Origin of the sequence: Geothrix sp. 21YS21S-2 (genome assembly GCF_030846775.1) — a bacterium.
Lineage (GTDB): Bacteria > Acidobacteriota > Holophagae > Holophagales > Holophagaceae > Mesoterricola.
The window spans coordinates 1,092,248-1,113,838 of record NZ_CP132910.1 but is presented as its reverse complement, the minus strand read 5'-3'; the positions used below and the strand labels follow the sequence as shown (position 1 = coordinate 1,113,838).

The following is a 21,591-nucleotide window of genomic DNA, read 5'->3' as shown; positions in this document are numbered from 1 at the left end:
AGGGATTTTGGGAGACGCTCAACCATGATTGCCCGTTGGGGATCGAGGGCCTGGATGCACCGGTGGTTCGTTTGTATCCTCGTCGGGTTTGCGTGCGTCTGCTCGTTTGCTTCTCCGGCTCCGCCCCAGGATGTCCTGATCCTGTATTCCTTCAGCCAGAACCTTCCGGCCCAGGGGAAGATCAACGCGGGCATGGGGAAGGTCATCGCCTCGAGGAGGCTGGAGTACGGCACCTTCCATCCCGAGTACCTCGACATCAACCCGCCCCGGGCCCCCGGCCAGCGCGCGCACCTGCGGGACCTCCTGCTGGAGAAATACGCCGGGATGAAGTTCGGCCTCATCATCACGGTCTTCGACCCGGCCCGGGACTTCCTCGGGCGCGAGGGCCGGGACCTGTCGCCGGGGACCCCGGCGGTGACGCTCTTCGGCCAGGAGGGCGCGGGCGTGGAGGGCCGGGAGACGTTCCAGCTGCCCCTGCGCTTCGAGGTGAAGGGCACCCTGGAGCGCGCCCTGGCGCTGTTCCCGCGCACCCGCCACGTGCTCTTCGTCTCGGGGAACGCCGAGTCGAACCTGCGCGTCGAGGCGCAGGCCCGCAAGGCGTTCGCGGCGTGGGAGGGGCGGATCGACTTCGACTACACCAGCGGCCGGAGCGTGAAGGACGTCCTCGCGCAGGCCGGGCACCTGGCGCCGGACACCCTGATCCTCTTCTCGATCGTGACGTCGGACGTCACGGGGGAATTGTTCGTGCCCACGGATGTGGTGCGGGCCCTGACCAAGGGGGCCAATGCCCCGGTCTTCAGCATCCTCTCCAGCTTCCTGGGCGAAGGCGTGGTGGGCGGGGAGATGGTGGACCCGGAGACCGCCGGAGCCCTCCTGGGGCAGGCCGTGGTGGAGATCCAGCAGGGGCGGCCCCTGCCGCCCCTGTCCCCCGGCGCCTTCGTGCGGCCCATGTTCGACTGGAACCAGCTCAGGCGCTGGGGGTGCGACCTGTCGAGCCTGCCGCCGGATTCCATCCTCGTGAACCGGCCACCGACCCTGTGGGGCCTTTTCCGGCCCTACGTCATCGTCGCCGGGATCCTCTTCGCCATCCTCACGGCCCTGATCGCGGCCCTGCTCGTGGTCAACCGGAACCGGGCCCGGGCCGAACGCGCCCTCGCCGAAAGCGAGCGGCTCATGCGGGAGGCCCAGGAGGCGGCCCTGGTGGGCACCTACGACTACGACCTCGCCACCGGGGTGATCCGGGTCAGCCCCACCCTTTCGCGCATCCTGGGCCAGGATGAGGGGCAGAAGGATTTCCGCACGTGGCTGGAGCTGGTGGAGCCCAGCCACCGGAGCGCGGTGGCCGCGGGGGTCAGCCATGCCGTGGCCACCTTCGAGCCCCTGGAGATGGACTATCCCATCCGCCGGCCGGACGGCGAGGTCCGCTGGCTGCACAGCCGCGCCAGGGCGGAAAAGGGCGCGGGCGGACGCGCATCGCGCCTGCTCGGCACGCTCCTGGACATCACCGCGCACCGCCAGATGCAGGAGGAGCTGGAGCACACCCAGCGCCTGGAGAGCCTGGGGAGCCTCGCCAGCGGCATCGCCCACGACATGAACAATGTCCTGGCCTCCATCCAGGCCGTGGCCCAGACCCTCCTGTTCGTGCACCGCGAGAACGCGGACCTGGCGGGCCCCCTGGGCACCATCGACCGCGCGAGCGACCGCGGCCGGAGCCTGGTCCAGGCGCTCACGAACTTCGCCCGCAAAGGGCTCCGCGAAGCCCGGATCCTGGACCTGAACGATCTGGTGAGGGAGCAGGCCGCGATGCTCCGCCGGACGCTGTTCCAGAAGGTGCAGGTCATGGAGGACCTGGACGCCACGCTCCCGCCCGTGCGGGGGGAATCCGGCACCCTGGGCAGCGCCATCCTGAACCTCTGCGTGAACGCCGGGGACGCCATGCCCGGAGGCGGGACGCTCCTCCTGCGCACCCGCCGCGCCGCCGACGGCGGAGCCCAGCTGGAGGTGGCCGATTCCGGCGAAGGCATGCCGCCGGAGGTGCTGCGCCGGGCCATGGAGCCCTTCTTCACCACCAAGCCCTTCGGGAAGGGGACGGGGCTGGGCCTGTCCATGGTCTTCAACACCGTCAAGGCCCACGGCGGCACCGTGCAAATCCAGAGCCGCGTGGGGCAGGGGACCACCATCCTGATCCACCTCCCGGCGGCCCCGCTGGAGGCCCCCGGGGAGGCGCCCCCGTGCGGTCCCGAGGCCCCTTGCAGGCCTCTGCGGGTCCTCCTGGTGGACGACGACGCGCTGATCCGCGACTCGGTCCCCGCCATGCTCGTCCAGCTCGGGCACCATGTGGAGGTCGCCGGCGGCGGCGCCCAGGCCCTGGCGCGGCTGGCGGGGGGACTCGAGGTGGACCTCGTGCTGCTGGACCTCAACATGCCGGTGATGGGGGGCGTGGAGACGCTCGTCAACATCCGCGCGTTCCGGCCGGCGCTTCCCGCCATCCTGGCCACCGGCTATCTGGACGACGCCACCGCGGCGCTGCTGGCGGGGATGCCGGACGTGGCGGTCCTGCCCAAGCCCTACACCATGCCCCAGTTCCAGGCCAAGGCGCGGGACCTGGCCTGATACGCTGGAGCCATGTACCTGCCTCCCCACTTCGAGGAATCCCGGCCCGAGGCCCTCGAGGGCCTCATGCGCCGGCACCCGCTGGCCGCCCTCGTGACCCTGGGTCCCGAAGGCCTCACCGCCGACCACATCCCGCTGCTGACGGGTCCCGCGGGCACCCTGCGCGGCCACGTGGCACGCGCGAACCCCCTTTGGCGGGCCGCCGACGGCGCCGAGGTCCTGGCCATCTTCCAGGGGCCCGGGCACTACGTCAGTCCGGGCTGGTATCCCACCAAGCGCGAGACCGGCAAGGCCGTGCCCACCTGGAACTACCTGGTGGTCCACGCCCACGGGCGGCTCCGGGTCCACGACGATCCGGCCTGGGTCCGCGGCCTCCTGGACGACCTGACCGCGGAGCACGAGGCGGCGTTCCCCGCGCCCTGGAGGCCGGCGGACGCGCCTGCCGACTTCCTGGAAGGCCGGATCGCCGCGGTGGTGGGCATCGAGATCGAGGTGACCCGGCTGGTGGGGAAGTGGAAGCTGAGCCAGAACCAGCCGGAGCGGAACCGGGAGGGGGTGGTGGAGGGACTCCGGCAGGCCGGGGCGGAGGACCTGGCGGGCCGGATGGGCTAGGTTCGCGGCCATGGTGGCCTTGGCCTGCATTCTGACGAGGCTTCGGATCTAGCCAAACAGGCTGTCGTCCCTTTCCCCGTCCATCGAGCCACTCGCCTGGACCCACTCCGGCAGGAATCAGCCGGGGATGCACGGGGATGAGATCGGTCAGGCAGACCCCTGGGGCAACGCGGGAAGTGAAAAAAGCGGGAACCCGCCAGGGAACCTTCTAGGCGCTCAGGCGGAGGATCTCCACCATCATGGCCACGGCCCGCTCCATGTCCTCCACGAGGATGTGCTCGTCCGTGGAGTGCTCCTGGCGCGCGCCGATGCCCACCACGGCCATCTCGATGCCGTGGTTGTTGTAGATGGAGGCGTCGGTGAACCCGCACATGAGGGCGGGCTGGGCCTGGATGTCCAGCGTGGCCAGGGCGCGGGTGGCCACGTCCACGGTCCAGGACGTGGCGGGGTCGATGCGGGAGGCCCGGCAGAGGTTGTTCACGGTGATCTCCACCGTCGCGCCGAAGGCCTCCACTTCCCTGCGGATGGCGGCCACGAGCTCGTCGGCGAGGGCCTGGCCCTTGGGGTGGTCGAGGCTGCGGCATTCCGCCATGAAGGTGCAGTGGTCGGGCACGCCGTTGCGGATGAGGCCGCCCTGGATGATGCCCACGTTGGAGGTGGTCTCGGCGTCCAGGCGCCCCAGGCGCAGCGCGGCGATGGCGCGGGAGGCGGCCACGATGGCGTTGACGCCCTTTTCGGGTTCCATGCCGGCGTGGGCGGACTTGCCGGTGACCTTCACGTCGATAGCGAAGTACGAGGGGCCGCCGGTGATGATCGTGTCCAGGGTGTCGTTGTCGAGCAGGAAGCCCCTGGTGGCCGTCAGGCGGCTGTAGTCCAGGTTCTTGACGCCCAGGAGGCCCACTTCCTCCTGGCGGCTGATGGCGATCTCCAGGGGCGGGTGCACCGGCGCCACGCGCAGGGTCTCCAGCAGCTCGGCGATGCCGGCCTTGTCGTCGGCGCCCAGGATGGTGTCCCCCCCGGACCGCACCACGCCGTCGGCCAGCACGGGGCGGATGCCCTTGCCGGGCTTCACGGTGTCGCCGTGGCAGGAGAGGAGGATCGGGGCGCCGGAACTGCCCTTGCCGGGAACCTTGGCGATGAGATTCCCATAGGCGTCCAGGTCCGCGGAGGCGCCCAGGTCCCGCAGGACCGGCAGGAGCCAGGCCATGAACGCGGCCTCCTCTCCCGATTCGCTGTCGATCCGCACCATCTCCATGAACTGGGAGACCATGCGGTCGGTGTCCATCGCTGCGCCGAAGCGGGTGTTGAGGGCCATGGGCCGCCTCCAGATATCGGGGTATGGAGGTGATGGTAGCAAGGAAGCCTGCGGAAAAGGGTGCTCCCAGGGCCGCGATGGGCTAGATTGTTGAAATCCTCAAGGAGATGCCCATGATCCCCTCCCTTCTGGTCGCCGGCCTCTATTTCGCCCTGCCCGCCCAGCACGCCCCGGCGACCGAGGCCCTCTCGCCCGAGACGGCCCTGGCCGAGCTCAAGGCCGGGAACCAGCGCTTCGTGGAGGGCCGCCGCTCCCGGAGCCTGCGCAGCGCCGAGGACCCGCGGGTGCGCGAGCTCCTGGCCGGGGGCCAGCATCCCCTGGCGGTGATCGTCACCTGCAGCGACAGCCGCCTCGCGGACAACTACATCTTCGACCAGGAACTCGGCCGGCTCTTCACCATCCGCGAGGCCGGCAACAGCCCCGACACGCAGGGCCTCGCCTCCGCGGAGTACGCGGTGGAGCACCTGGGCTGTCCGGTGGTGGTGGTCATGGGCCACACCGCCTGCGGCGCCGTGGCGGCCGTGGCCGAGGCCAACGGCAAGCCGCTGCCCGGCAACCTGTGGATCTTCCAGGCCTCCATGGCCGGGCTCCTGGAGACCACCCCCAGGGGGTCGGACGACGTGAAGAGCCACCTGAAGCGCCTGTCCGCGGTGAACGCCCAGCGCCAGGCCAAGGCCATGGTGGCGCGCAGCGAGATCCTGCGGGAGAAGGTGGCCGAAGGCCACCTGAGGGTCGTGGCGGCGCTCTACGACCTGTCCTCGGGCACCGTGACCTGGCTGCCCGAAGTCCAGGAGGCGCACGCCGCCAAGGGGCGCAAGACGCACTAGTGTAGGCCGCCAGAAATACCTGTAACGCCAATACAGCTCGTCGCATCCAAGCGGCAGGTGAGAACTTTGGCGCAAGTGGGGCGAGTTGATCTAACTGTGGAGCAATTCAGACGCCTTGAGGAAATGGCGCGGAGCCGGACCTTGCCTGCGCGCAGCGTCTTGCGGGCCAAGATCGTTCTTCATCGAGCTTCTGGCGAGTCCTTTCGTGGCATCGGCCAGGCTTTGGGCTGTGATCATCGGACTGCTTGGCAATGCCTCAAGCGATGGGAGGAAGCGGGCTTCGATGGCCTCGAGAGGGAACGCCCAGGTCGAGGCCGGAAGTCTTGGGTGATTGCTTTGAAGGGGCAAGAGGTGCTCCATAAGACGACGCAGCCCGTCAATGCCACGCACTGGAGCCGGGCCTCCATGGCGCAGGCCACCGGGGTGAGCGAGAGCACGGTGGGACGCATTTGGCGTCAGAATGGCCTCAAGCCGCACCGCACCGTTGGTTTCAAGTTAAGCAACGATCCTCATTTCGAAGAGAAGTTGGTGGACATCGTGGCCCTGTATCTGGACCCTCCGGAGCATGCCATCGTGCTGAGCGTAGATGAGAAGAGCCAGATTCAGGCCCTGGACCGGACTCAGCCTGGCCTACCGATGAAGAAGGGTCGCTGCGGCACCATGACGCACGACTACAAGCGCAATGGAACGACCACCCTCTTTGCGGCCATGAACACGCTGGATGGTACGGTGATCTCGGCCACGATGCCACGTCATCGCCATGAGGAGTGGCTGAAGTTCCTCAAGCGGCTTGAGCGGGGTACGTCGAAGCGACTCGCTCTGCACATCATTTGCGACAACTACGCCACCCACAAACATCCGGCGGTCAAAAGCTGGTTGAAAGGCCATTCGAGGGTCCACGTTCACTTCACCCCCAGCAGTTCATCGTGGTTGAACATGGTGGAGCGATTTTTCCGGGACATCACGGAGAACCGCATCCGAAGGGGTATTTTCAGATCCGTCCCGGAACTCGAAGCAGCGATCCACACCTATATCGCGAGACACAATGCCGCTCCGAAACCATTTGTTTGGACCGCGTCCGCGAACGATATCCTCGCCAAGATGACACGAGCACGGCAGGCCCTCGCGGCCATTCGGACGGCCTCTGCCAAGGGTTGACGGCGAACCTGCCTTGTTCTTTTCCTCGGTATCCTCGGCCTCCTCGGCGCCTCGGCGATGGCTTTCTCAAGTATCAGTCGGAGCAAAGATTACATGCGCCGAAGCACCCGTCGAAAAGCCCATCGCCGAGGCGCCGAGGAGGCCGAGGATACCGAGGAAAGAATTCTGGCCTGAACGTCCCGGCGTGATTGAGCGCACTCCTGACCCGAAGGAGGAAGTCATGGGTCGGCATTGGGGCGAAGATTGGGGCGACAACTATCCCCATCGAGATATCACCGAAGCCATCATCCTCGCTGCCATCAGGGTGCAGATAGTTCTGGGGCCTGGACTCCTGGAAAATGCCTACAAGGCTTGCCTCGCCCATGAACTCAGGTTGGCCGGACACGAGGCCCTACGCGAGGTTCACCTCGACATCACCTACAAGGAATTGTGCGTCGCGAATGCCTACATCATGGATATCGTGGTGGACCACAAGGTGGTCGTCGAGGCGAAGGCCATTGCGAAGTTTTCGGATGCCGACTTCGCCCAACTGAATAGCTGCCTCCACTTTGCAAATTTCGAAGTGGGCCTGCTGATCAATTTTCATAACTGGCCCCTCAAGGACGGGGGCATCAAGCGACTCGTCAACACCAAGCCCTGAACTGGACCCGAGGCGAAGGGGGGGGGACAAGGTGTTACCTGTTCTTCTGGCGGCCTACACTAGCTCTTGGAACAGAATGCATCGCCGAGGTGACCGAGGTTCGCCGAGGAAGGAAAAGGGGAAAGACTACTCATTCACGGGGCGAGCTGGCGCGTCTGGGCGAGCTCGATGAGCTCCTTGATGCGCAGGGCGTCCTTCTTGCGGTGGCCCGCGCTGGTGAGGGGGTCGGTGCCTCCGGTGGACTCGATGAGGATCTCGGACCAGAACACCCCGGTGTTGATGCGCACGCTGGCCACCCGCAGCAGGTGGATGGTCATCTCGTTGCGCGTGAACCACGAGCGCTTCCACCGGGTCACCGCCGTGTCGGTGACTTCGATGCAGGTGGGGAAGAGGCGGTTCCCCCTGGTCCAGCGGCTGGCCTTGAAAGTCTCGGTTGTCATGGCGCCAGTATACGCCGCCAGCAGGTGTCGACGTGATCATCCACCATGCCCACGGCCTGCATGAACGCGTAGATGATGGTCGGCCCCACGAACTTGAACCCCCGGCGCTTCAGGTCCCGGGAGAGGGCCTCGGCCTCCGGGCTCACGGCGGGGACCTCGGCGAGGGTCCGGCGCCGCTCCACGCGGGGCCTGTCCCCGACGAAGGCCCAGAGGTAGGCGGCGAAGGAGCCGAACTCGGCCTGCACGGCCAGGAAGGCCCGGGCGTTGGCCACGGCGGCGGCCACCTTCAGCCGGTTCCGGACGATGCCGGGATCCCGCAGCTGGGCCTCCAGGCGCTCGGGGCCGTAGGCCGCCACCGCGGCGGGGTCGAAGCCGTCGTAGGCGAGCCGGTACGCCTCCCGCTTGCGCAGGATCGTGGACCAGCTCAGGCCGGCCTGGGCGCCCTCGAGGATGAGCATCTCGAAGAGATGGCGGTCGTCCCGGGACGGCACGCCCCACTCCTCGTCATGGTAGGCCACGTAGGCCGGGTCGGTGCCGCACCAGCCGCAGCGTGGGAGGGGATCGGGAGGAGGTTTCATCTTTTTTGAGATCCTCAAGGAATGACGGGGTTTGATCGCGCGTGCCGAACTTCGGCAACCGCATCGGCGCTCTTGGAATATACAATGCTTCCAGAGCCGTTCCTGTCGGCCAATTCCAGGAGACTTCCCTTGAAAACTTCCGGCTTCTTCCTTGCTACGGTCCTGATTGCGGGCTGCGGTTCCCTGGCTTCGGCGGCGGAACCCGTGTTCGGGGTGCAGGGCGCCCTGGCCTTCCCCGTGAACGACCTCACCAACGTGGCCAACCTGGGGCTCCAGGCGGGCGGTCACGGGCGGTGGGACTTCGGGGGCGGCCACGGCCTCATGGCCCGGGCCGACATCACGGTCTTCGGCTCGAAGGACGGCGCCTCCACCACCAGCTTCGGGGTGGGCGCCGACTACACCTGGCACCCGGACCGGAACCGCCGCGGCGTCTACCTCCTGGGCGGCGTTTCCCTGGTCAGCTACGGCACCTCGCTCCACGGCCATTCCGATTCGAGGAACGGCCTGGGCCTCGACCTGGGCGTGGGCTACGACCTGGACCGGCACGTGGGGATCCAGGCCCGCTACACGACGCACAACATCGACAGCGCCACCCTGGCCACCTTGAATCTGGGCGTGACTTACAGCTTCTAGTCGATCCTGAACCCGACGTCCAGCTCCTCCGGTTCAGCCACGTGGATGAGCGTGGCCTGGTCGTTCACGTCGTCGTAGGCGAAGCCGTAGGCCTTTCCCCCCAGCCCGCGCTGGTGCCAGAAGCGCGCGTAGGCGTTGGCCGGGCCCGCGGCGTAGTAGCTTGACGCGTCCCGCCATCTCGAGGGCGTCTCCAGGATGTGGCGGTTGAGCATCGCGGCGAGCTGGGCCCCCAGGACCTTCTCCAGGGCGCTGCCCTGGGCCAGGGGGCCGTCGCAGCGGAAGGCCTCGAGGGTGGTGGGCATGGCCCGGATCAGGTGCCTCTCGGGGTCCCCGGGGCGCGTGAAGACGAGGACGCCGCCGGGTTCCACACGGCCCGTGAAGGTGCCCTGGTCCGGGGTGAGGACGAGGGGTTCGCGGCGGTAGCGTTCCCACATCTCCCGGATGTAGCCGTCCAGGTGCCGGCGCAGGGGCCCCTCCGGGGCGTGGCCGGGGGCGCGGATGCGCAGGTCCTGGACGAGGCGGCGGAAGGCCGCGGGGACGGTGGCCTTGAAGTCCCGCATCAGGTCCGAGCGGCTCGCGGCGAGCCCCACGGGGCCCGCGGCGGTCCCGTCCCGGTCCCGGGCCCGCAGGGTGAGCGGCAGGCCGAACTGGTCCACGCAGGTGGTGTTGGCATGGAGCCCCGAGCGGTCCAGGGCGAACTCCGCCCAGTCGAAGAGGGTGTGGCGGTTGGGGTCCTCCCCGTTGCCCGGATCCGGCTGCACCAGGCCCCCGGTGGCGGCATCCACCCGCAGCCACAGGGGGGCGCCGATGCTCAGATAGATGCGCCCGCCGCGCAGGTTGAGGCCCGTGTCCAGGTCCACGGCCCCGGGAAGGGGGAAGGAGTAGGCGCACCAACGCCGGCCGGCCAGGGGAACCGTATTGTCGGCGGGGAGGCACGGATGGAAGGCGCCCGCGCCATCCATGCGCAGGAACCGCCCCGCATCGTCCTGGGCGGTGACGGTGACGTAGACGGGGCGCTCCGCCAGGGGGCCCCGCGTGCGGTTGGAGAAGGTCAGGCGCAGGGGCGTCTGGCCGAAGGCGGGGACCAGGAGGAGGAGCAGGGCCAGGATGGAGGCCCTGCGGGCCGCAGGGTGCATGGGGGCTCATTAAAATGGGCTGAAAAGGGGGCCACGAACAAATCCCCCGAAGGATGGGCCTGCGGCGGTCCGGAGGCAAGTCCTCTTTTTTCTATACGACCGGTGGCTGGGCCGGTTCCTCCCGCTTGCCGTGCAGCATCTCCACCACGGCCTCGTTCAGCTCCTTGCGCAGGACGTTGCGGTCCTGGGCCCGGGTGATGTAGCGGACCCGGATCTCCACGCCGCTGCCGGCGGGGACGATGCTGATGCTGGGCTCGGCCTTGAGGCCCTGGATGCGGTAGCCGCGGTCGGCCCGTTCCCATTCCTTGAAGGCCTGCGCGGCGTTCTCCCCCGTGCGCGCCTCCACCAGGGCCCGGACGCCGTCCACCATGGGGTAGGGGTCCTTGCCGGCGGGCACGTTCACGTTGAGTTCGTCCCACATCCACTGGCCCGCGGAGGAGAAGTTGAAGTAGTGCCCCTCCATGGCGAAGCTGTTCACGAAGGAGACGACCCGGCCCGTGGGGTGCCCGGCGTCGCTCCAGTTCCCCGTCTCGAGGATCAGGGTGCGCAGGAGGCCGATCTCGATGACCTCGCCGCTGACGCCCCGGATCTCCACCCAGTCGCCCACGTGGATGCCCTTGGGGCCCACCAGGATGAACCACCCGAAGAACGAGATGATGAAGTCCTTCAGGGCCACGGTGAGGCCTGCGCCGGCGAGCCCGAAGAGCGTGGTGAGCTGGCTCGGCGTGCCCAGGATGATGAGGAGGATGGCCAGGACGCCCACCACCTGGGCGGCGAACTTCACCACCTTCAGGTTGCGGCTCACGCGCTTGCGGCCGGCGGTGATCCGGCCGAAGATCGCCTCGAAGATGCGCTCGGCGAACCAGATGAGCACCAGGACCAGGACGATCCAGGCGGCGTGCTGGAGGACGGCGTGGGCCGCGGCGCGCTGGTCCAGGCGCACCAGGCTGCCCCAGTCCTGGTAGACCCGCGCCAGTTCCTTCTCGTCCTGGTAGCGCTTGCCCAGGTCCGCCAGGGTGCGCTGCGTCTCGGTGAAGTACTTGAGCGTCATGAGCGTGGCCCGGGCCGTCTCCCGGGAGGTGCCGGCGGCCCCGGCGGCGCCCCGCTCGTTGAGGGCGAAGCCCTTGGCCTGCTTGCGGGCGGATTCCCGGTCCTCCTTTTCCTGGGCGACGTCCTTTTCCAGGGCCTGCTGGCGCGCGCTGAGCTCCTCGGTCTTGGCCAGGGCGTTCCCGCGGGCCTGGGCCAGGAGTCCGGCCTTCCTGCGCAGCCGGTTCCAGGTGTCCAGGCGCTGCAGGAGGCTGCCGGGCTGGAAGCGCGCCGGGGCCCCGGCGGCCTCGTCTTCGGCGGCTTCCTCCTTGGCTGTGAACGAGGCCTTGAGGCGGCGGATCCGGGCGACGGGATCGGCGCCGAGCTTCTCGAGCATGGCCCCGGTGGCGTCCAGTTCGTCCTTGTCCAGCTCGAGCTGGGCCTTGGCCACCTCCAGCTGGTCCTCCAGGTCGTCCTTGTCCTGTTCCCGGGCCGCGGCCACGGCCTTGGTGAGCCGGGCGACGTTCCGCCCGCCCTCGTCCACGGCCCGTTCCTGCTTGTCCTTGGTCGCCTGGAGCTCGCGCACGGCGGGGGTGGGCGGAGGCGCGGCGTAGGCGGCCTGGCGCAGGGCGTCGTTGAAGGCCAGATCCACTTCATGGTCGGCCAGGCGTTCCGCGTCGCGGGCGAACTGCTTCTCCTCCGGGGAGAAGGCGAAGGCGGCCAGGCGCCGGGCGGTGAGGTTGGGCTCCTGGTCCACCTGGGCCTCGGCCCCCTTGGGCAGGGGCTTGGGGGGCGGCGCGGCGTCCGGGCCCCGGGTCTGGTAGAGTCCCGCGCCCACCGCTCCGGCCAGGATCAGGAAGACGACGACCGGGACGAGTCTGCGCAGGTTCATGGGTGGCCTTGGAGAGAGGTTCCCCTCCATCTTAGTCGCGTTCGGGCCCGCGCATCAGGACGCCAGGTGCGACGCCAGCTCCTGGAGGTTCTCCACGGCCAGGTCCCAGGCCTCGCCGCCGGGGGTGCCGAAGCCGTACCGGCACAGGCACCGCTTGACCCCTGCGCGCCTCCCGGCCTCCAGGTCGGTGTGGTGGTCCCCCGCGATCCAGGAGCCCTCCGCCCCGCTCCCGCAGCGCTCCAGGGCCAGGAGCAGGGGCCTCGGGTCGGGCTTGAGGTCCGGGCAGTCGCCCCCCGCAACCACCGTGCCGAACAGGCCGAGGACCCCCAGGCCCTCCAGGATGGGCAGCGTGAACTCCCGGGGCTTGTTGGTGACCACGGCCAGGCGGAACCCCCCGGCACGAACGGCCTCGAGGGCGGCCTGGACCCCGGGGTAGAGCCGGGTGGCGTCCAGGAGGTGCCGTCCGTAGTGGCCCCGGTTCAGCTCCAGGGCCTCCTCCAGGCGCCCGGGGCATTCGGGGAGGGACCGGGTCAGCAGCTTCCGGACCCCGTCCCCCACGAAACCGGCCACCTGGGCCGGTTCCAGGGGCGGCAGGCCCAGGTCCACGCGGGTGAGGTTGACCCCGGTGGCCAGATCGGCCCTGGAGTCCACCAGGGTCCCGTCGAGATCGAAGAGTACGGCGCGCGGCATTCCCCACTCTACCCTTTGCCGGCCCATCGCGGGAGGGTCAGGGAGAGTTCCGGCGCGTAGGTGACGAGCAGGAGGCCGATGCCGAGGATGAGGAGGAAGGGCAGGACGGTGCGGTAGAGGCGGGGCAGGGGGATCCCGAAGCGGCTGGAGGACAGGAAGAGGTTGAGGCCCACCGGGGGCAGGAGGAAGCCCACCTCGAGGTTGGCGAGGAAGAGGATGCCCAGGTGCACGGGGTGGATGCCGTACAGCGCTCCCATGGGCGCGATGATGGGGGCCAGCACGATGATGGCGGAGTAGATCTCCAGCACGCTTCCCAGCACCAGGAGAAGGACGTTCAGCGCCAGGAGGAAGACGAAGCGGGAATGCACGTGGGCGCGGGTCCAGGCCAGGAGCGCGTCCGGCACCTGGGCGTCCACCAGGTAGCTGGTGAGCCCCATGGCCACGCTCAGGAGGATCAGCACGGCGCCCATGAGGGCCGAGGCCTTGAGCAGCACCCGGGGCAGGTCCCGGGCGGGGTGGAGGTCCCTCGTGATGAAGCACTCCGCGACGATGGTGTACGCCAGGGCCCCCGCGGCGGTCTCCAGCATCGTGGCGCGGCCGCTGGCGAAGAGGCCGATGATCACCAGGGGCAGGAGCAGCTCCCACTTGGCCTTCCAGGTGGCGGCCAGGGCCTCGCTCCAGGTGAAGGCGGAGCGCGGGCCCTCGACCTTCCTCCCCACCCAGATGCCATAGCCCGCGGTGAGCGCGATGAGCAGGAGCCCGGGCACCAGCCCGGCCAGGTACAGCCGGTCCGCGGGCACCACCGTGTCCCGGCTGCTGGCGACGACGCTGTAGAGGATCACCGGGAGGCTCGGGGGCAGCAGCAGGCCGAGCGCGCCCGAGGCCGTCACGAGGCCCAGCGAGAAGCCTTCGGAGTAGCCGTCCTTCCGGAGCATCGGGTACACCAGTCCGCCGAGCGCGATGATGGTCACGCCGGAGCCGCCGGTGAAGGTGGTGAACAGGGCGCACACCATGGCCACCATCACCGCCATGCCCCCCGGCAGGAAGCCCAGCCAGGCCCGGAAGAACCGCACCAGCCGTTCCGAGGCGCCGCTCTCGGCCAGCACGTAGCCCGCCCCGGCCAGCAGCGGGATCGCCGGGAGGGTGGGGGAGGCCACGAGCCGGTAGATCTCGGCCGAGACCGCCGCCACGGGCGTGCCCTGCGCGAAGAAGAGGCAGATGGCCACGCCGCCCAGGGCCACGAAGACCGGCGTCCCCACCAGGAGCGAGGCCAGGATGGCCGCCGCCGCGATCCAGGCCTTCGAGGCCGCCTGGGGGGGCAGGAGGCCCGCGGCGAAGGCGAGGGGAACGGCCGCCAGGGCCGCGGCGCGGCCCCGCCAGGTGCCGTGGGCCCGGTAGGCGAAGGTCAGCGCCATGGCCGCAAGGGCCAGGGGCATGATGGCCTCCGGGGCCCACTCGGGGATGCCGATGGAGAGCATCCGCGGGTCGAGACGGTTGGCCAGCACCACCTGGGCCGACGCGTAGGCCAGCAGGGCGGCCACGGCCGCGGAGACGGCCCCGGCGGCCCAGTGCGCCGCCCGGCCCAGGCGGCCCTGCCCCAGCCACTGGGAGGTGGAGAGGGTGAGGTGCTCGCCCTGGCCGGTGGCGGCCAGGGCCCCCACGAAGGTGAGCCAGAGGGTCAGGACCTGCACCAGGTCCGCGGCCCCCGGCACGTGGAAGCCGCCCAGGCTCCGCCCCGCGGTGTCCACCAGGGGCAGGAGGCACAGCGCCAGGAAGCTGGCCACCAGGACGATGCCTTCGCCGGCGAGGAGCAGCTTCTTGAGGATCCTCATCGGTGGGCGCGCCGATAGGCGTCCCGGTCCTTCAGGGCCTCGTCGTAGGCCTGGGCCGGCACGAACTCGCCGCGAACCTTCCCGGCGGCGCCCGCCACCATCTTCCGCCACAGCTCCCGGCCGTGGGCGTCCACCGGAACGATCTTCACCCCTGCGCCCCGCAGGGCCTGCAGGTCCCGTTCCTCGGTGGCGCGCATGTCGGCCCTCAGGCGGTTCCCGGCGTCCTGGGCGGCCTTGAGCAGGGCGGGGCGGACGTCCGCGGGGACGCGGTCCCACGCCGCCTTCGTGACCACGGTCCCCGCCATGATGATGGCCCACTTCAGGTCGGTCATGTGGGGCGCCTGCTCGTAGTACCGTGTGACCAGGACCACCTGGGGCGAGGTCAGGAAGGCATCCAGGAGCCCGGTCTGCAGGCCCGTCGCCAGTTCCGTGGCCGGGGCGGGGATGGCGTTGAACCCGCCGGTCTTCCAGATCTCCAGGGTCTTCGTGTCGCCGGCCCACTGGAACAGCTTCTGGTGGCGCAGGTCGTCGGGCGTGGCCACGGGCTTGCGCGAGAAGATGCGGACCCAGCCGCCGTCGGCCCAGTTCAGGGGGACGAAGCCCCGGGCCGCGATGCCGGCCTCCAGGCCGGGGCGCATGGCCTCCAGGGTGGCGTACACCTCCTCGGACGTTTCGAAGGCCAGGGGGATGCTCAGGGCGAACACGGACCGGTCGATCTCCGCCAGGCCCTGGGAGGTGAGCACGGCTCCCTGGAGCGAGCCCAGGCGCATCTTGCGCACCACGTCGGGCTCGTCGCCCTGGCGGCCCCCGGGGTAGAACACGACCTTGACCCGGCCGCCCGAGACCTTGGCCCAGGTGTCGCCCATGTCCTTGACGATGCGGAACCAGGAGGAGTTCTCCGGAAGGAGGGTGGCCATCTTGAGGGTCACCTGGGCGCCCAGGGGCAGCAGGGACGCGAGCAGGAGGGACGCGATGCGGAAGGGTTTCATGGCTGCTTTTCCTCTGGATCGTTGAAGAGTTCGCCGGACCTGCCCAGCAGCCACCGGGCCCGTCGCTGGGCGACCAGGATGGCGGTTCGGCGGGCGGGATCCCGGTCGGGGTCCACGCGGAGGGCGTCGCCCAGGAGGGCGGTGAATCCGGGGCGGTCCTGGGCTTCCAGGGCGACGGCCTCCGCGAAGGTGACGTAGACCGAGGCCCGCAGGCCCCGGGAGAGGCGCACCGCCTCCTGGAAGTGGGCGCGGGCCTTGGCCGCGGAACCCCCGGCCTGGGCGTGGCCGGCCTCCCAGGCCACGAGGAATTCGTGGACGGCGCCGCCCTCCCAGGCGGGGTCCAGGGCCAGGGCGCGGCGGGCCAGCTTCTCCATGAGGGTCTGGTCCACGGAGAGGCTGGAGTCGGAGACGTCCAGGGCGAAGGCCGCGGCCCAGGCCGCCGCCGTGTAGTAGAGCAGGGGCACCTGCTTGCGGCCGGCCCGGGCCAGGGCGGCGTCCGGGGCCGTCCGCAGCTGGTCCCCGAACCCGGGCAGGGCGGCCTCCAGGCCCCGCAGGCCGTAGCCCCGGGCGCGCAGGTAGAGCTTTTTCGCCCGGGCCCGCAATTCGGCGGCCCGCTCCGGATCCTTGGCCTCGGCATAGTCCGCCTCGTCCTGGAGGAAGGCGTGGGCGTACTGGGTGAAGCCTGAGCAGGCCGAGAGCAGGAGGCCCTGGTGGGCCGGGCTCTCCTGGAGAAGTCCCTCGACGGTCTTGAGGGCGAAGGGGGTGGCGTCCCGGACCAGCTCCGGATCGTCGTCCGAGGCATAGACTCCCGAGCTCCCGGCAACGGCGTTCCCGATGCGGTCCACGGCCACGCGCCTGATGGAACACCCCATGAGGAGGGCCAGGCAGAGGGGAAAAAACGCTTCAATGAGCCTCATGGGGATCACCTGCCCGACAGCATGACTGCTCCTGGCGCCGGTGCCAAGGGCAGGTCCAGGGGGGCCTGCACCCTCCTGGAAAATAGGAGGTTGACAGCCGATGCCGGGGGATTACTGTATTACTACAGTAACACACTTGGATCGAGAGGCCGACCATGAGAGGAATCCTGCAGGTGGACCCCGCCTCGGCGGTGCCCATCTGGAAACAGATCGAGGAGGGCGTCCACAGGCTCGTGGCCGCGGGCGCGCTGGGGCCGGGGGCGCCGGTGCCGTCGGTGCGGGAACTGGCCCGGGACCTCCAGGTGAACCCCGCCACGGTGGCCAAGGCCTACCAGCGGCTGGTGGAGGCGGGCCTCCTGGCCATGCGCAGGGGCGAAGGCACCTTCGTCCAGGGCGATCCCGCCTCGATGGGGCAGGAGCGCAGGCTCCTGCTGTCCGAAGGGGCCTCGAAGTACGCCGGCCTCGCGCGGAGCCTCGGCTTCCCGCACCCGGAGGCCGCGGCCGCCCTGGACGGGGCCTGGACGGAACTGGAACGCAAGGGGGAGGTCCGATGACCGCGGTTGTGCGATGTGAAGCCTTGACCATGGCCTACGGCCGCACCGTTGCCCTGGCGGGCCTGGACCTGGCCGTGGAGCCGGGCACCGTGTATGCGCTCCTCGGCCGCAACGGCGCCGGGAAGTCCACCTTCGTGAAGGCCCTCCTGGGCCTCGACCGGCCCCGCTCCGGGCGGGCCGAGCTTTTCGGCGCCGATGCCTGGCTCGGCCGGGCCCGCGCCATGGAGCGCACCGGCGTCGTTCCCGAGACGCCCCAGGTGCCGCCGCGCATGACCGCGGCCCAGGCCTCGGCCTTCTGCGGGAGCCTCGCCCCATCCTGGGACGCTGCCGGCGTGGCGGCGAGGCTCGAGCGGTTCGGGGTGGATCCCGGCCAGCCCTTCGGGCGCCTCTCCCGGGGCCAGCAGACCCAGGTCGCCCTTGCCCTGGCTCTGGGCGGCAGGCCGGACCTGCTGGTCCTGGACGACCCGACCCTGGGCCTGGATCCCGTGGCCCGCCGGGACCTCTACCGGGAGGTCCTGGATGACCTTGGGGAGCGGGGCGCCACCGTGTTCGTCACCACCCACGACCTGGCCGGCATCGAGGGCATCGCGGACCGGGTGGGCATCCTCCACCGGGGACGCCTGCTCCTGGACGAACCCATGGAGGACCTCAAGGCCCGCCACCGCCGCATCCGGTGCGGGCCGCAGGACGCCCCGGACCTGGGGCCCCTGGTGCCGGCGGACCTCGCCCAGGGCGCCTTCGGCCTGGAGGCCACCGTCTCGCGGTTCAGCGAAGCCGCCCTGGCGGCCGCGGGCCTTCCGCCCGACGCCGCCGCGGGCGCCTCCCTCGAAGAGATCTTCCTCGCAACCGTCGCTGGAGAGGTGAACGCATGAAGGCGCTCGTCATCGCGAAAAGGGAACTGGCCGAACAGAAGCTGGTGTGGGCCGCGGCGGGCTACGTGGCCCTGGCGGGGATCGTGGTGCCCTGGCTCAAGCCCATGGGCGACATCCGGGGGATCCTGGGGGTGGGGCTCAACCTGGGGTTCGTCGCAGCCATGTCGGCGGTGCTGGGCGCCTCCATGATTCCCGGAGACCTGCAGGGCGGGAGGATGGGCTTCTACTTCGCCCGCCCCGTATCGGCCGGCACGTTGCTCCTGGGACGGTTCCTGGGCGCGTGGCTCCTGGTGGTGGGCGGCGGGCTCCTGGTGGCGCTGCCCCAGGCCGCGCTGGTCCCCCGCAACGCCGCAGGCCTGGGCGCGGTTGCGGCCTTTTCCTCCGTGGGCTCGGTCTACATCCTGCTCGCCGCCCACGTGCTGGGCACGGTGTTCAGGTCCCGGAGCGCATGGCTCCTGCTGGACGTCGCCGTGCTGGGGTCCTTCGGCGCGTCCATGACCTGGATGACCGGGCGCATCGCCGAGGGCGGCGCCTTCCGGGCGCTGCCCTGGTTCCTGGGCGCGGCCACACTGCTGGTGCTGCCGGTCCTGGCCGTGTCGGTCCACCTGCAGCTGTCCCGGGGAGGCGCCGACCTGCGCCGCGGCCACAAGGTCCTCTCGGTGTCCCTGGCCCTGGGCCTCGGGGCGATCGCTCTTGCCGGGGCGGGCTTTTGCGCCTGGGTCCGATCCGGGGGTCCCACCACCCTTTCCACGTTCTGCGTCGTGGACATCGCCCCCACCGGCGGCTGGATCACGGTCCTGGGCGAGGGCCGTTTCCACAGGCAGGCGTTCCTCCTCGACACCGCCACCGCCGCCACCGTCGGCGGGGAGCCGGGAGGCCTCTTCTCACCCGACGGCCGCCGCTACGTGGCCTGCGACCTGAGCAGGTCCCAGGTGGTGGACATCGACCTGGGCCGGACTCCACCCAGGGTCCAGCCCCCCTGGGACCTCTCCATTCCGGGGCCCCAGGGATGGAGCCATGTCCGTGCCCTTTCGTCCGAGGGGCGCCTGGCGGTGATCATCACCCCGGATTGCCTCACGGTGGCCGATGTCCAGGCCCGCAAGGTGCTCCACCAGTCCAGGGGGAAGCGCGAGTTCCTGGGATCCCGCTTCGCCTTCCTTTCCGGGACGCTGCTCAGGGAATTCGGCCGCGCCAAGGACGGCTCCGCGCCCATCCGGGAGCTGGACCTGACCACCGGCGTCTGGACGGAAACCGGCCGGATGCACGGGACCGGCCAGCCCATCCCCGACGCGACGGCCAGCCGGGTCATGGTCTCGGCCGCCGACGGCATCCTCGTCTGTGACGGCCGCACGGGAGAGGAGCTCTGGCGGATCCCGAGCGGGAAGGGCCGGCAGATCCGGCCGCGCTTTTGCGGGGACGGCTCCGTCGCCGTCCTGGAGGAAGGTCCGGATGGGCTGGCGCTGCGGGTGCTGGACGGTTCCGGCCGGGAACGCTGGAACCGGCCCCTGGACGGTTCGAAGGGGATGACCGCAGCGCTGCTGCCGGAACCCGGGACGGGCCGGGTGCTCGTGGCGCTCGCGGAACCCGGCGCCTCCCCCGGGGGCATGGCTGGCCGCAAGGGCCGCGTGGTCGCCGCCGACCTGGACAAGGGCGCCCTGGAAACGGTCTCCGGGGACGGCTCCCTGGCGCTGGGCCTGTTCACCCGGAATGCGGAAAGCCCGCTGGCCAGCCGCCTGCGCGTGGGCGCCGGCGGCGGGCTCCACCTCGCCGGGCCCGGGGGATCCTCCCGTACCTTGATCCCCGGGGCCCGGTGGGGGTGGAGCAACTAGCGGACGATCTTCGCGTCCTCGATGATCACGGGGTAGGTGTAGCCCGAGCCGAAGTCCTTGCCGATGCGCACGACGCCCTTGACGGTCACGACCTCGCCCACCCGGGACCCGTCCTGGGTGGTCACGGCGATGTCGTTGTCCTTGGCGGCGTCGGAGCCGCTGCCGTCCCGCAGGTGGAGCCAGTTGCGGCCCATGATGGCCTCGTTGTACTTCACGACCTTCCCCTTGACGGTCACGGTCTTCTCCTTGAGCCCGGCCTTCTGGGCCCACACTTCGGCGACGGTGCGGGCGTCGGCGCCGGCGGCCTTGGCCACCTTCTCGTCGGGGCCGGCGGGGGCGGCGGGGGCCTTGGGCGGCATCCCCATGCCCATGCCCACGGGGGCGGCGCTTTCGGCGCCGGCCAGGGTGCCCATGAAGACCCGCTCGAAGGTGCGGTGGAGGGAGGGGGACTCGAACTTGTCCATGGTGATGGAGATGTTCACGGTGACCGGCGCGCCCACCTTGACGTCGGCGGCGGGCACGGCGGCCCACACCTCGCCCTGGGCGGCCTTCAGGCGGAGGTAGGTGTATGGCGGGGCGGGGACGGTCTCGAGCACGGTGCCCTGGAGGACGCCCTTGGCCGCGGGAACGGAGGCGGTGGGCGCCCCGGGCTTCGATTTCGAGCAGCCGAGGCCGGCCAGCACGAGGGCGCCGGACGTGAGCAGGGTGGGAATGATTCGCATTTTCGGGACTCCTGGGGGTTTCGGCCGCTTCGCCAGGCTCCAGGATACCGCATGCCCCGCAAAGGCGGTTTCCGGGCGCCGTAACGGGGGTATCCTGGGGCTGATCCCTTTCCCGCTGCCAGAGGTGTTGCGTGAACATTCTTCTCGTGGACGACGATGACCTCATCCTTGCCTCGGTGCCCAGCCTGCTGGGGATCCTCGGCCACCACGTGGAGTCGGTGGACCGCGGCGCCAAGGCCCTGGCCCTGCTGGAAGCCTCGCCCGAACCCGATCTGGTGATCATGGACGTGACCATGCCCGACATGGGCGGAGTGGAGACGCTGAAGCGCCTGCGCGTGCTCAAGCCCAACCTCCCGGTGCTCCTGGCCACCGGCAACGTGGATGCCGCCGTGGAGGAGGCCCTGCGGGGCGACCCCCACACCCGGGTCATCCCCAAGCCGTTCACCCTCGGGCAGATCCGGACGGTCCTGGCGGAAACCTAGCCTACTCGCACGGGGACGGGCTCCGTGCCATCTCCAGCTTCGGGTAGCCCGCGCGAAAGCCGCAGGCCTCGTAGGAGCCCTGGCTCGGCGTGCCGGGAAGGGTGGACGCGCAGGCCAGGTCGCAGCCGGCCTTGCGGGCCCGGTCCAGGCGCGCGGCGATCAGCGCCTTCTGGATCCCGCGCCCCCGGAACCGCGGGAGGACGGCATCCCCGCTGAGCATGGCCACGCCCCCGGCGAGGCCGAGCATCCCGCCTCCGGCGGGCTCCCCCTCCACGAAGGCCAGGAAGCCCCAGGCGTCCTCCACGTCGAGCGTCGTCCGGAAGGGAGGCTCCAGGTCCCGCCAGTCGTCGGTGTCGGAAAATCCCGCACCGACCAGGCGGCTGTAGAGGTCCGCCTCCCCGGGCTCCGCGACCCGGATGCCCTCCGGGGAGACCGGGGCGTCCGCGAGGGACCGCACCCAGAGCTGCTGGAACTGGGCCACCCGGTAGCCCCGGGACGCCAGGAGGATCCAGAGGGCGGGGTCCGCGGCGGGACTCAGCTCGAGGACGACCGGGTGGCCGCCCTGTCCGAGGAACGCCTCCGCGGCCACCAGGTCCGCTTCCGAAACCGGATCCACCAGCCCCAGGGCCTGATTGAGGGGATGCCCCTCGCCCCGCCAGTGGGCGAAACCGCCTCCCAGGGGACGGCTGGCGCCCCCGGCGGCCCGGGTGAAGCGGTCGTTCTGCAGGGCCTGGGCGCGCTCCAGGCGGCGGGCGGGGGCAGGGGATCGGCTGTTCATGGGGTCTCCAGGCCGGGGTCTCGCGCAAGCTTACCAGGGCGCCGGGCGGCTGCCCG

Annotated in this window: 21 protein-coding genes; 10 read left to right on the top strand and 11 right to left on the bottom strand. The window is 70.3% G+C overall.

Annotated features, from left to right (window positions below; genetic code table 11):
- The first annotated feature begins 54 nt into the window (after window positions 1-54).
- A complete protein-coding gene (locus RAH40_RS05095; protein WP_306601001.1) occupies window positions 55-2,613 on the top strand; it encodes a PAS domain-containing hybrid sensor histidine kinase/response regulator in 2,559 nt (852 codons plus the stop codon).
- Window positions 2,614-2,625: 12 nt separating this feature from the next.
- Window positions 2,626-3,225, top strand: coding sequence for an FMN-binding negative transcriptional regulator (locus tag RAH40_RS05090; protein WP_306601000.1), 600 nt, complete (start codon window positions 2,626-2,628; stop codon window positions 3,223-3,225).
- Between the two features lie 208 nt (window positions 3,226-3,433).
- Here the strand turns inward: RAH40_RS05090 and RAH40_RS05085 are convergent, their stop codons facing one another.
- Window positions 3,434-4,540 carry a M20/M25/M40 family metallo-hydrolase gene (locus tag RAH40_RS05085; RefSeq protein ID WP_306600999.1) on the bottom strand — a complete coding sequence of 369 codons (1,107 nt, stop codon included), beginning with the start codon at window positions 4,538-4,540 and terminating at the stop codon, window positions 3,434-3,436.
- Window positions 4,541-4,653: 113 nt separating this feature from the next.
- Here RAH40_RS05085 and RAH40_RS05080 point away from each other — a divergent pair, with 113 nt between their 5' ends.
- The 3 genes from RAH40_RS05080 to RAH40_RS05070 all read left to right on the top strand — a co-directional run bounded on the left by RAH40_RS05080 (window position 4,654) and on the right by RAH40_RS05070 (window position 7,165).
- Window positions 4,654-5,367, top strand: a complete 714-nt coding sequence (locus tag RAH40_RS05080) for a carbonic anhydrase (RefSeq protein ID WP_306600998.1) — start codon at window positions 4,654-4,656, stop codon at window positions 5,365-5,367.
- Window positions 5,368-5,490: 123 nt separating this feature from the next.
- Window positions 5,491-6,525 (top strand): IS630 family transposase, encoded by a 1,035-nt coding sequence (locus RAH40_RS05075; RefSeq protein ID WP_306602281.1) that lies wholly within the window; start codon window positions 5,491-5,493, stop codon window positions 6,523-6,525.
- Window positions 6,526-6,745: 220 nt separating this feature from the next.
- Entirely contained in the window at window positions 6,746-7,165 is a 420-nt protein-coding gene (locus RAH40_RS05070) for a GxxExxY protein (protein WP_306600997.1), read from the top strand.
- Between the two features lie 134 nt (window positions 7,166-7,299).
- Here the strand turns inward: RAH40_RS05070 and RAH40_RS05065 are convergent, their stop codons facing one another.
- Both RAH40_RS05065 and RAH40_RS05060 read right to left on the bottom strand, forming a co-directional pair.
- Window positions 7,300-7,605, bottom strand: coding sequence for a hypothetical protein (locus RAH40_RS05065; RefSeq protein ID WP_306600996.1), 306 nt, complete (start codon window positions 7,603-7,605; stop codon window positions 7,300-7,302).
- Window positions 7,602-8,183, bottom strand: coding sequence for a DNA-3-methyladenine glycosylase I (locus RAH40_RS05060; RefSeq protein WP_306600995.1), 582 nt, complete (start codon window positions 8,181-8,183; stop codon window positions 7,602-7,604). The genes RAH40_RS05065 and RAH40_RS05060 overlap by 4 nt, the downstream gene beginning before the upstream one ends.
- A gap of 129 nt (window positions 8,184-8,312) precedes the next feature.
- On the opposite strand from RAH40_RS05060, the gene RAH40_RS05055 reads away from it, so the two are divergent.
- A complete protein-coding gene (locus RAH40_RS05055) occupies window positions 8,313-8,816 on the top strand; it encodes an outer membrane beta-barrel protein (RefSeq protein WP_306600994.1) in 504 nt (167 codons plus the stop codon).
- Here the strand turns inward: RAH40_RS05055 and RAH40_RS05050 are convergent.
- The 6 genes from RAH40_RS05050 to RAH40_RS05025 form a co-directional block, all read right to left on the bottom strand.
- Complete coding sequence (locus RAH40_RS05050; protein ID WP_306600992.1) at window positions 8,813-9,952, bottom strand: glycoside hydrolase family 64 protein; 1,140 nt, start codon at window positions 9,950-9,952, stop codon at window positions 8,813-8,815. The genes RAH40_RS05055 and RAH40_RS05050 overlap by 4 nt on opposite strands.
- 91 nt (window positions 9,953-10,043) lie before the next feature.
- Window positions 10,044-11,870 (bottom strand): mechanosensitive ion channel domain-containing protein, encoded by a 1,827-nt coding sequence (locus RAH40_RS05045; RefSeq protein WP_306600991.1) that lies wholly within the window; start codon window positions 11,868-11,870, stop codon window positions 10,044-10,046.
- A gap of 54 nt (window positions 11,871-11,924) precedes the next feature.
- Window positions 11,925-12,560, bottom strand: coding sequence for an HAD family hydrolase (locus RAH40_RS05040; protein WP_306600990.1), 636 nt, complete (start codon window positions 12,558-12,560; stop codon window positions 11,925-11,927).
- An 8-nt stretch (window positions 12,561-12,568) separates the two neighbouring features.
- Window positions 12,569-14,392 (bottom strand): TRAP transporter large permease subunit, encoded by a 1,824-nt coding sequence (locus RAH40_RS05035; protein WP_306600988.1) that lies wholly within the window; start codon window positions 14,390-14,392, stop codon window positions 12,569-12,571.
- A complete protein-coding gene (gene dctP / locus RAH40_RS05030) occupies window positions 14,389-15,381 on the bottom strand; it encodes a TRAP transporter substrate-binding protein DctP (protein ID WP_306600987.1) in 993 nt (330 codons plus the stop codon). The genes RAH40_RS05035 and dctP overlap by 4 nt, the downstream gene beginning before the upstream one ends.
- On the bottom strand, window positions 15,378-16,298 hold the full coding sequence (locus tag RAH40_RS05025) for a TRAP transporter TatT component family protein (protein ID WP_306600986.1): 921 nt from the start codon (window positions 16,296-16,298) through the stop codon (window positions 15,378-15,380). The genes dctP and RAH40_RS05025 overlap by 4 nt, the downstream gene beginning before the upstream one ends.
- Before the next feature lie 155 nt (window positions 16,299-16,453).
- Between RAH40_RS05025 and RAH40_RS05020 the strand changes: the two genes are divergently transcribed.
- Genes RAH40_RS05020 through RAH40_RS05010 form a run of 3 tightly spaced genes read left to right on the top strand, consistent with a single transcriptional unit; the run spans window position 16,454 to window position 19,553 of the window.
- The gene (locus RAH40_RS05020; RefSeq protein WP_306600985.1) at window positions 16,454-16,852 is read left to right on the top strand and encodes a GntR family transcriptional regulator; all 399 of its coding nucleotides are present in this window, start codon (window positions 16,454-16,456) and stop codon (window positions 16,850-16,852) included.
- Window positions 16,853-16,881: 29 nt separating this feature from the next.
- On the top strand, window positions 16,882-17,724 hold the full coding sequence (locus RAH40_RS05015; protein ID WP_306600984.1) for an ABC transporter ATP-binding protein: 843 nt from the start codon (window positions 16,882-16,884) through the stop codon (window positions 17,722-17,724).
- Entirely contained in the window at window positions 17,721-19,553 is a 1,833-nt protein-coding gene (locus RAH40_RS05010) for a hypothetical protein (RefSeq protein ID WP_306600983.1), read from the top strand. The genes RAH40_RS05015 and RAH40_RS05010 overlap by 4 nt, the downstream gene beginning before the upstream one ends.
- On the opposite strand, the gene RAH40_RS05005 is transcribed toward RAH40_RS05010, so the two are convergent.
- Window positions 19,550-20,275 carry an OB-fold nucleic acid binding domain-containing protein gene (locus RAH40_RS05005; RefSeq protein WP_306600982.1) on the bottom strand — a complete coding sequence of 242 codons (726 nt, stop codon included), beginning with the start codon at window positions 20,273-20,275 and terminating at the stop codon, window positions 19,550-19,552. The genes RAH40_RS05010 and RAH40_RS05005 overlap by 4 nt on opposite strands.
- Before the next feature lie 131 nt (window positions 20,276-20,406).
- Between RAH40_RS05005 and RAH40_RS05000 the strand changes: the two genes are divergently transcribed.
- Window positions 20,407-20,757, top strand: a complete 351-nt coding sequence (locus tag RAH40_RS05000; protein ID WP_306600981.1) for a response regulator — start codon at window positions 20,407-20,409, stop codon at window positions 20,755-20,757.
- Window position 20,758: 1 nt separating this feature from the next.
- Here RAH40_RS05000 and RAH40_RS04995 read toward each other — a convergent pair whose 3' ends face one another.
- Window positions 20,759-21,535 carry a GNAT family N-acetyltransferase gene (locus RAH40_RS04995; RefSeq protein WP_306600980.1) on the bottom strand — a complete coding sequence of 259 codons (777 nt, stop codon included), beginning with the start codon at window positions 21,533-21,535 and terminating at the stop codon, window positions 20,759-20,761.
- Window positions 21,536-21,591: the final 56 nt, after the last annotated feature.

Bases quoted from the DNA above. Each gene is read 5' to 3' on its own strand.
- RAH40_RS05080 (WP_306600998.1), top strand. From the start codon at position 4,654: ATGATCCCCTCCCTTCTGGTCGCCGGCCTCTATTTCGCCCTGCCCGCC.
- RAH40_RS04995 (WP_306600980.1), bottom strand. From the start codon at position 21,535: ATGAACAGCCGATCCCCTGCCCCCGCCCGCCGCCTGGAGCGCGCCCAG.
- RAH40_RS05005 (WP_306600982.1), bottom strand. From the start codon at position 20,275: ATGCGAATCATTCCCACCCTGCTCACGTCCGGCGCCCTCGTGCTGGCC.
- RAH40_RS05045 (WP_306600991.1), bottom strand. From the start codon at position 11,870: ATGAACCTGCGCAGACTCGTCCCGGTCGTCGTCTTCCTGATCCTGGCC.
- RAH40_RS05035 (WP_306600988.1), bottom strand. From the start codon at position 14,392: ATGAGGATCCTCAAGAAGCTGCTCCTCGCCGGCGAAGGCATCGTCCTG.
- RAH40_RS05090 (WP_306601000.1), top strand. From the start codon at position 2,626: ATGTACCTGCCTCCCCACTTCGAGGAATCCCGGCCCGAGGCCCTCGAG.
- RAH40_RS05085 (WP_306600999.1), bottom strand. From the start codon at position 4,540: ATGGCCCTCAACACCCGCTTCGGCGCAGCGATGGACACCGACCGCATG.
- RAH40_RS05010 (WP_306600983.1), top strand. From the start codon at position 17,721: ATGAAGGCGCTCGTCATCGCGAAAAGGGAACTGGCCGAACAGAAGCTG.
- RAH40_RS05075 (WP_306602281.1), top strand. From the start codon at position 5,491: ATGGCGCGGAGCCGGACCTTGCCTGCGCGCAGCGTCTTGCGGGCCAAG.
- RAH40_RS05050 (WP_306600992.1), bottom strand. From the start codon at position 9,952: ATGCACCCTGCGGCCCGCAGGGCCTCCATCCTGGCCCTGCTCCTCCTC.
- RAH40_RS05070 (WP_306600997.1), top strand. From the start codon at position 6,746: ATGGGTCGGCATTGGGGCGAAGATTGGGGCGACAACTATCCCCATCGA.
- RAH40_RS05040 (WP_306600990.1), bottom strand. From the start codon at position 12,560: ATGCCGCGCGCCGTACTCTTCGATCTCGACGGGACCCTGGTGGACTCC.
- RAH40_RS05065 (WP_306600996.1), bottom strand. From the start codon at position 7,605: ATGACAACCGAGACTTTCAAGGCCAGCCGCTGGACCAGGGGGAACCGC.
- RAH40_RS05025 (WP_306600986.1), bottom strand. From the start codon at position 16,298: ATGAGGCTCATTGAAGCGTTTTTTCCCCTCTGCCTGGCCCTCCTCATG.
- RAH40_RS05015 (WP_306600984.1), top strand. From the start codon at position 16,882: ATGGCCTACGGCCGCACCGTTGCCCTGGCGGGCCTGGACCTGGCCGTG.
- RAH40_RS05020 (WP_306600985.1), top strand. From the start codon at position 16,454: ATGAGAGGAATCCTGCAGGTGGACCCCGCCTCGGCGGTGCCCATCTGG.
- RAH40_RS05060 (WP_306600995.1), bottom strand. From the start codon at position 8,183: ATGAAACCTCCTCCCGATCCCCTCCCACGCTGCGGCTGGTGCGGCACC.
- dctP (WP_306600987.1), bottom strand. From the start codon at position 15,381: ATGAAACCCTTCCGCATCGCGTCCCTCCTGCTCGCGTCCCTGCTGCCC.
- RAH40_RS05095 (WP_306601001.1), top strand. From the start codon at position 55: ATGCACCGGTGGTTCGTTTGTATCCTCGTCGGGTTTGCGTGCGTCTGC.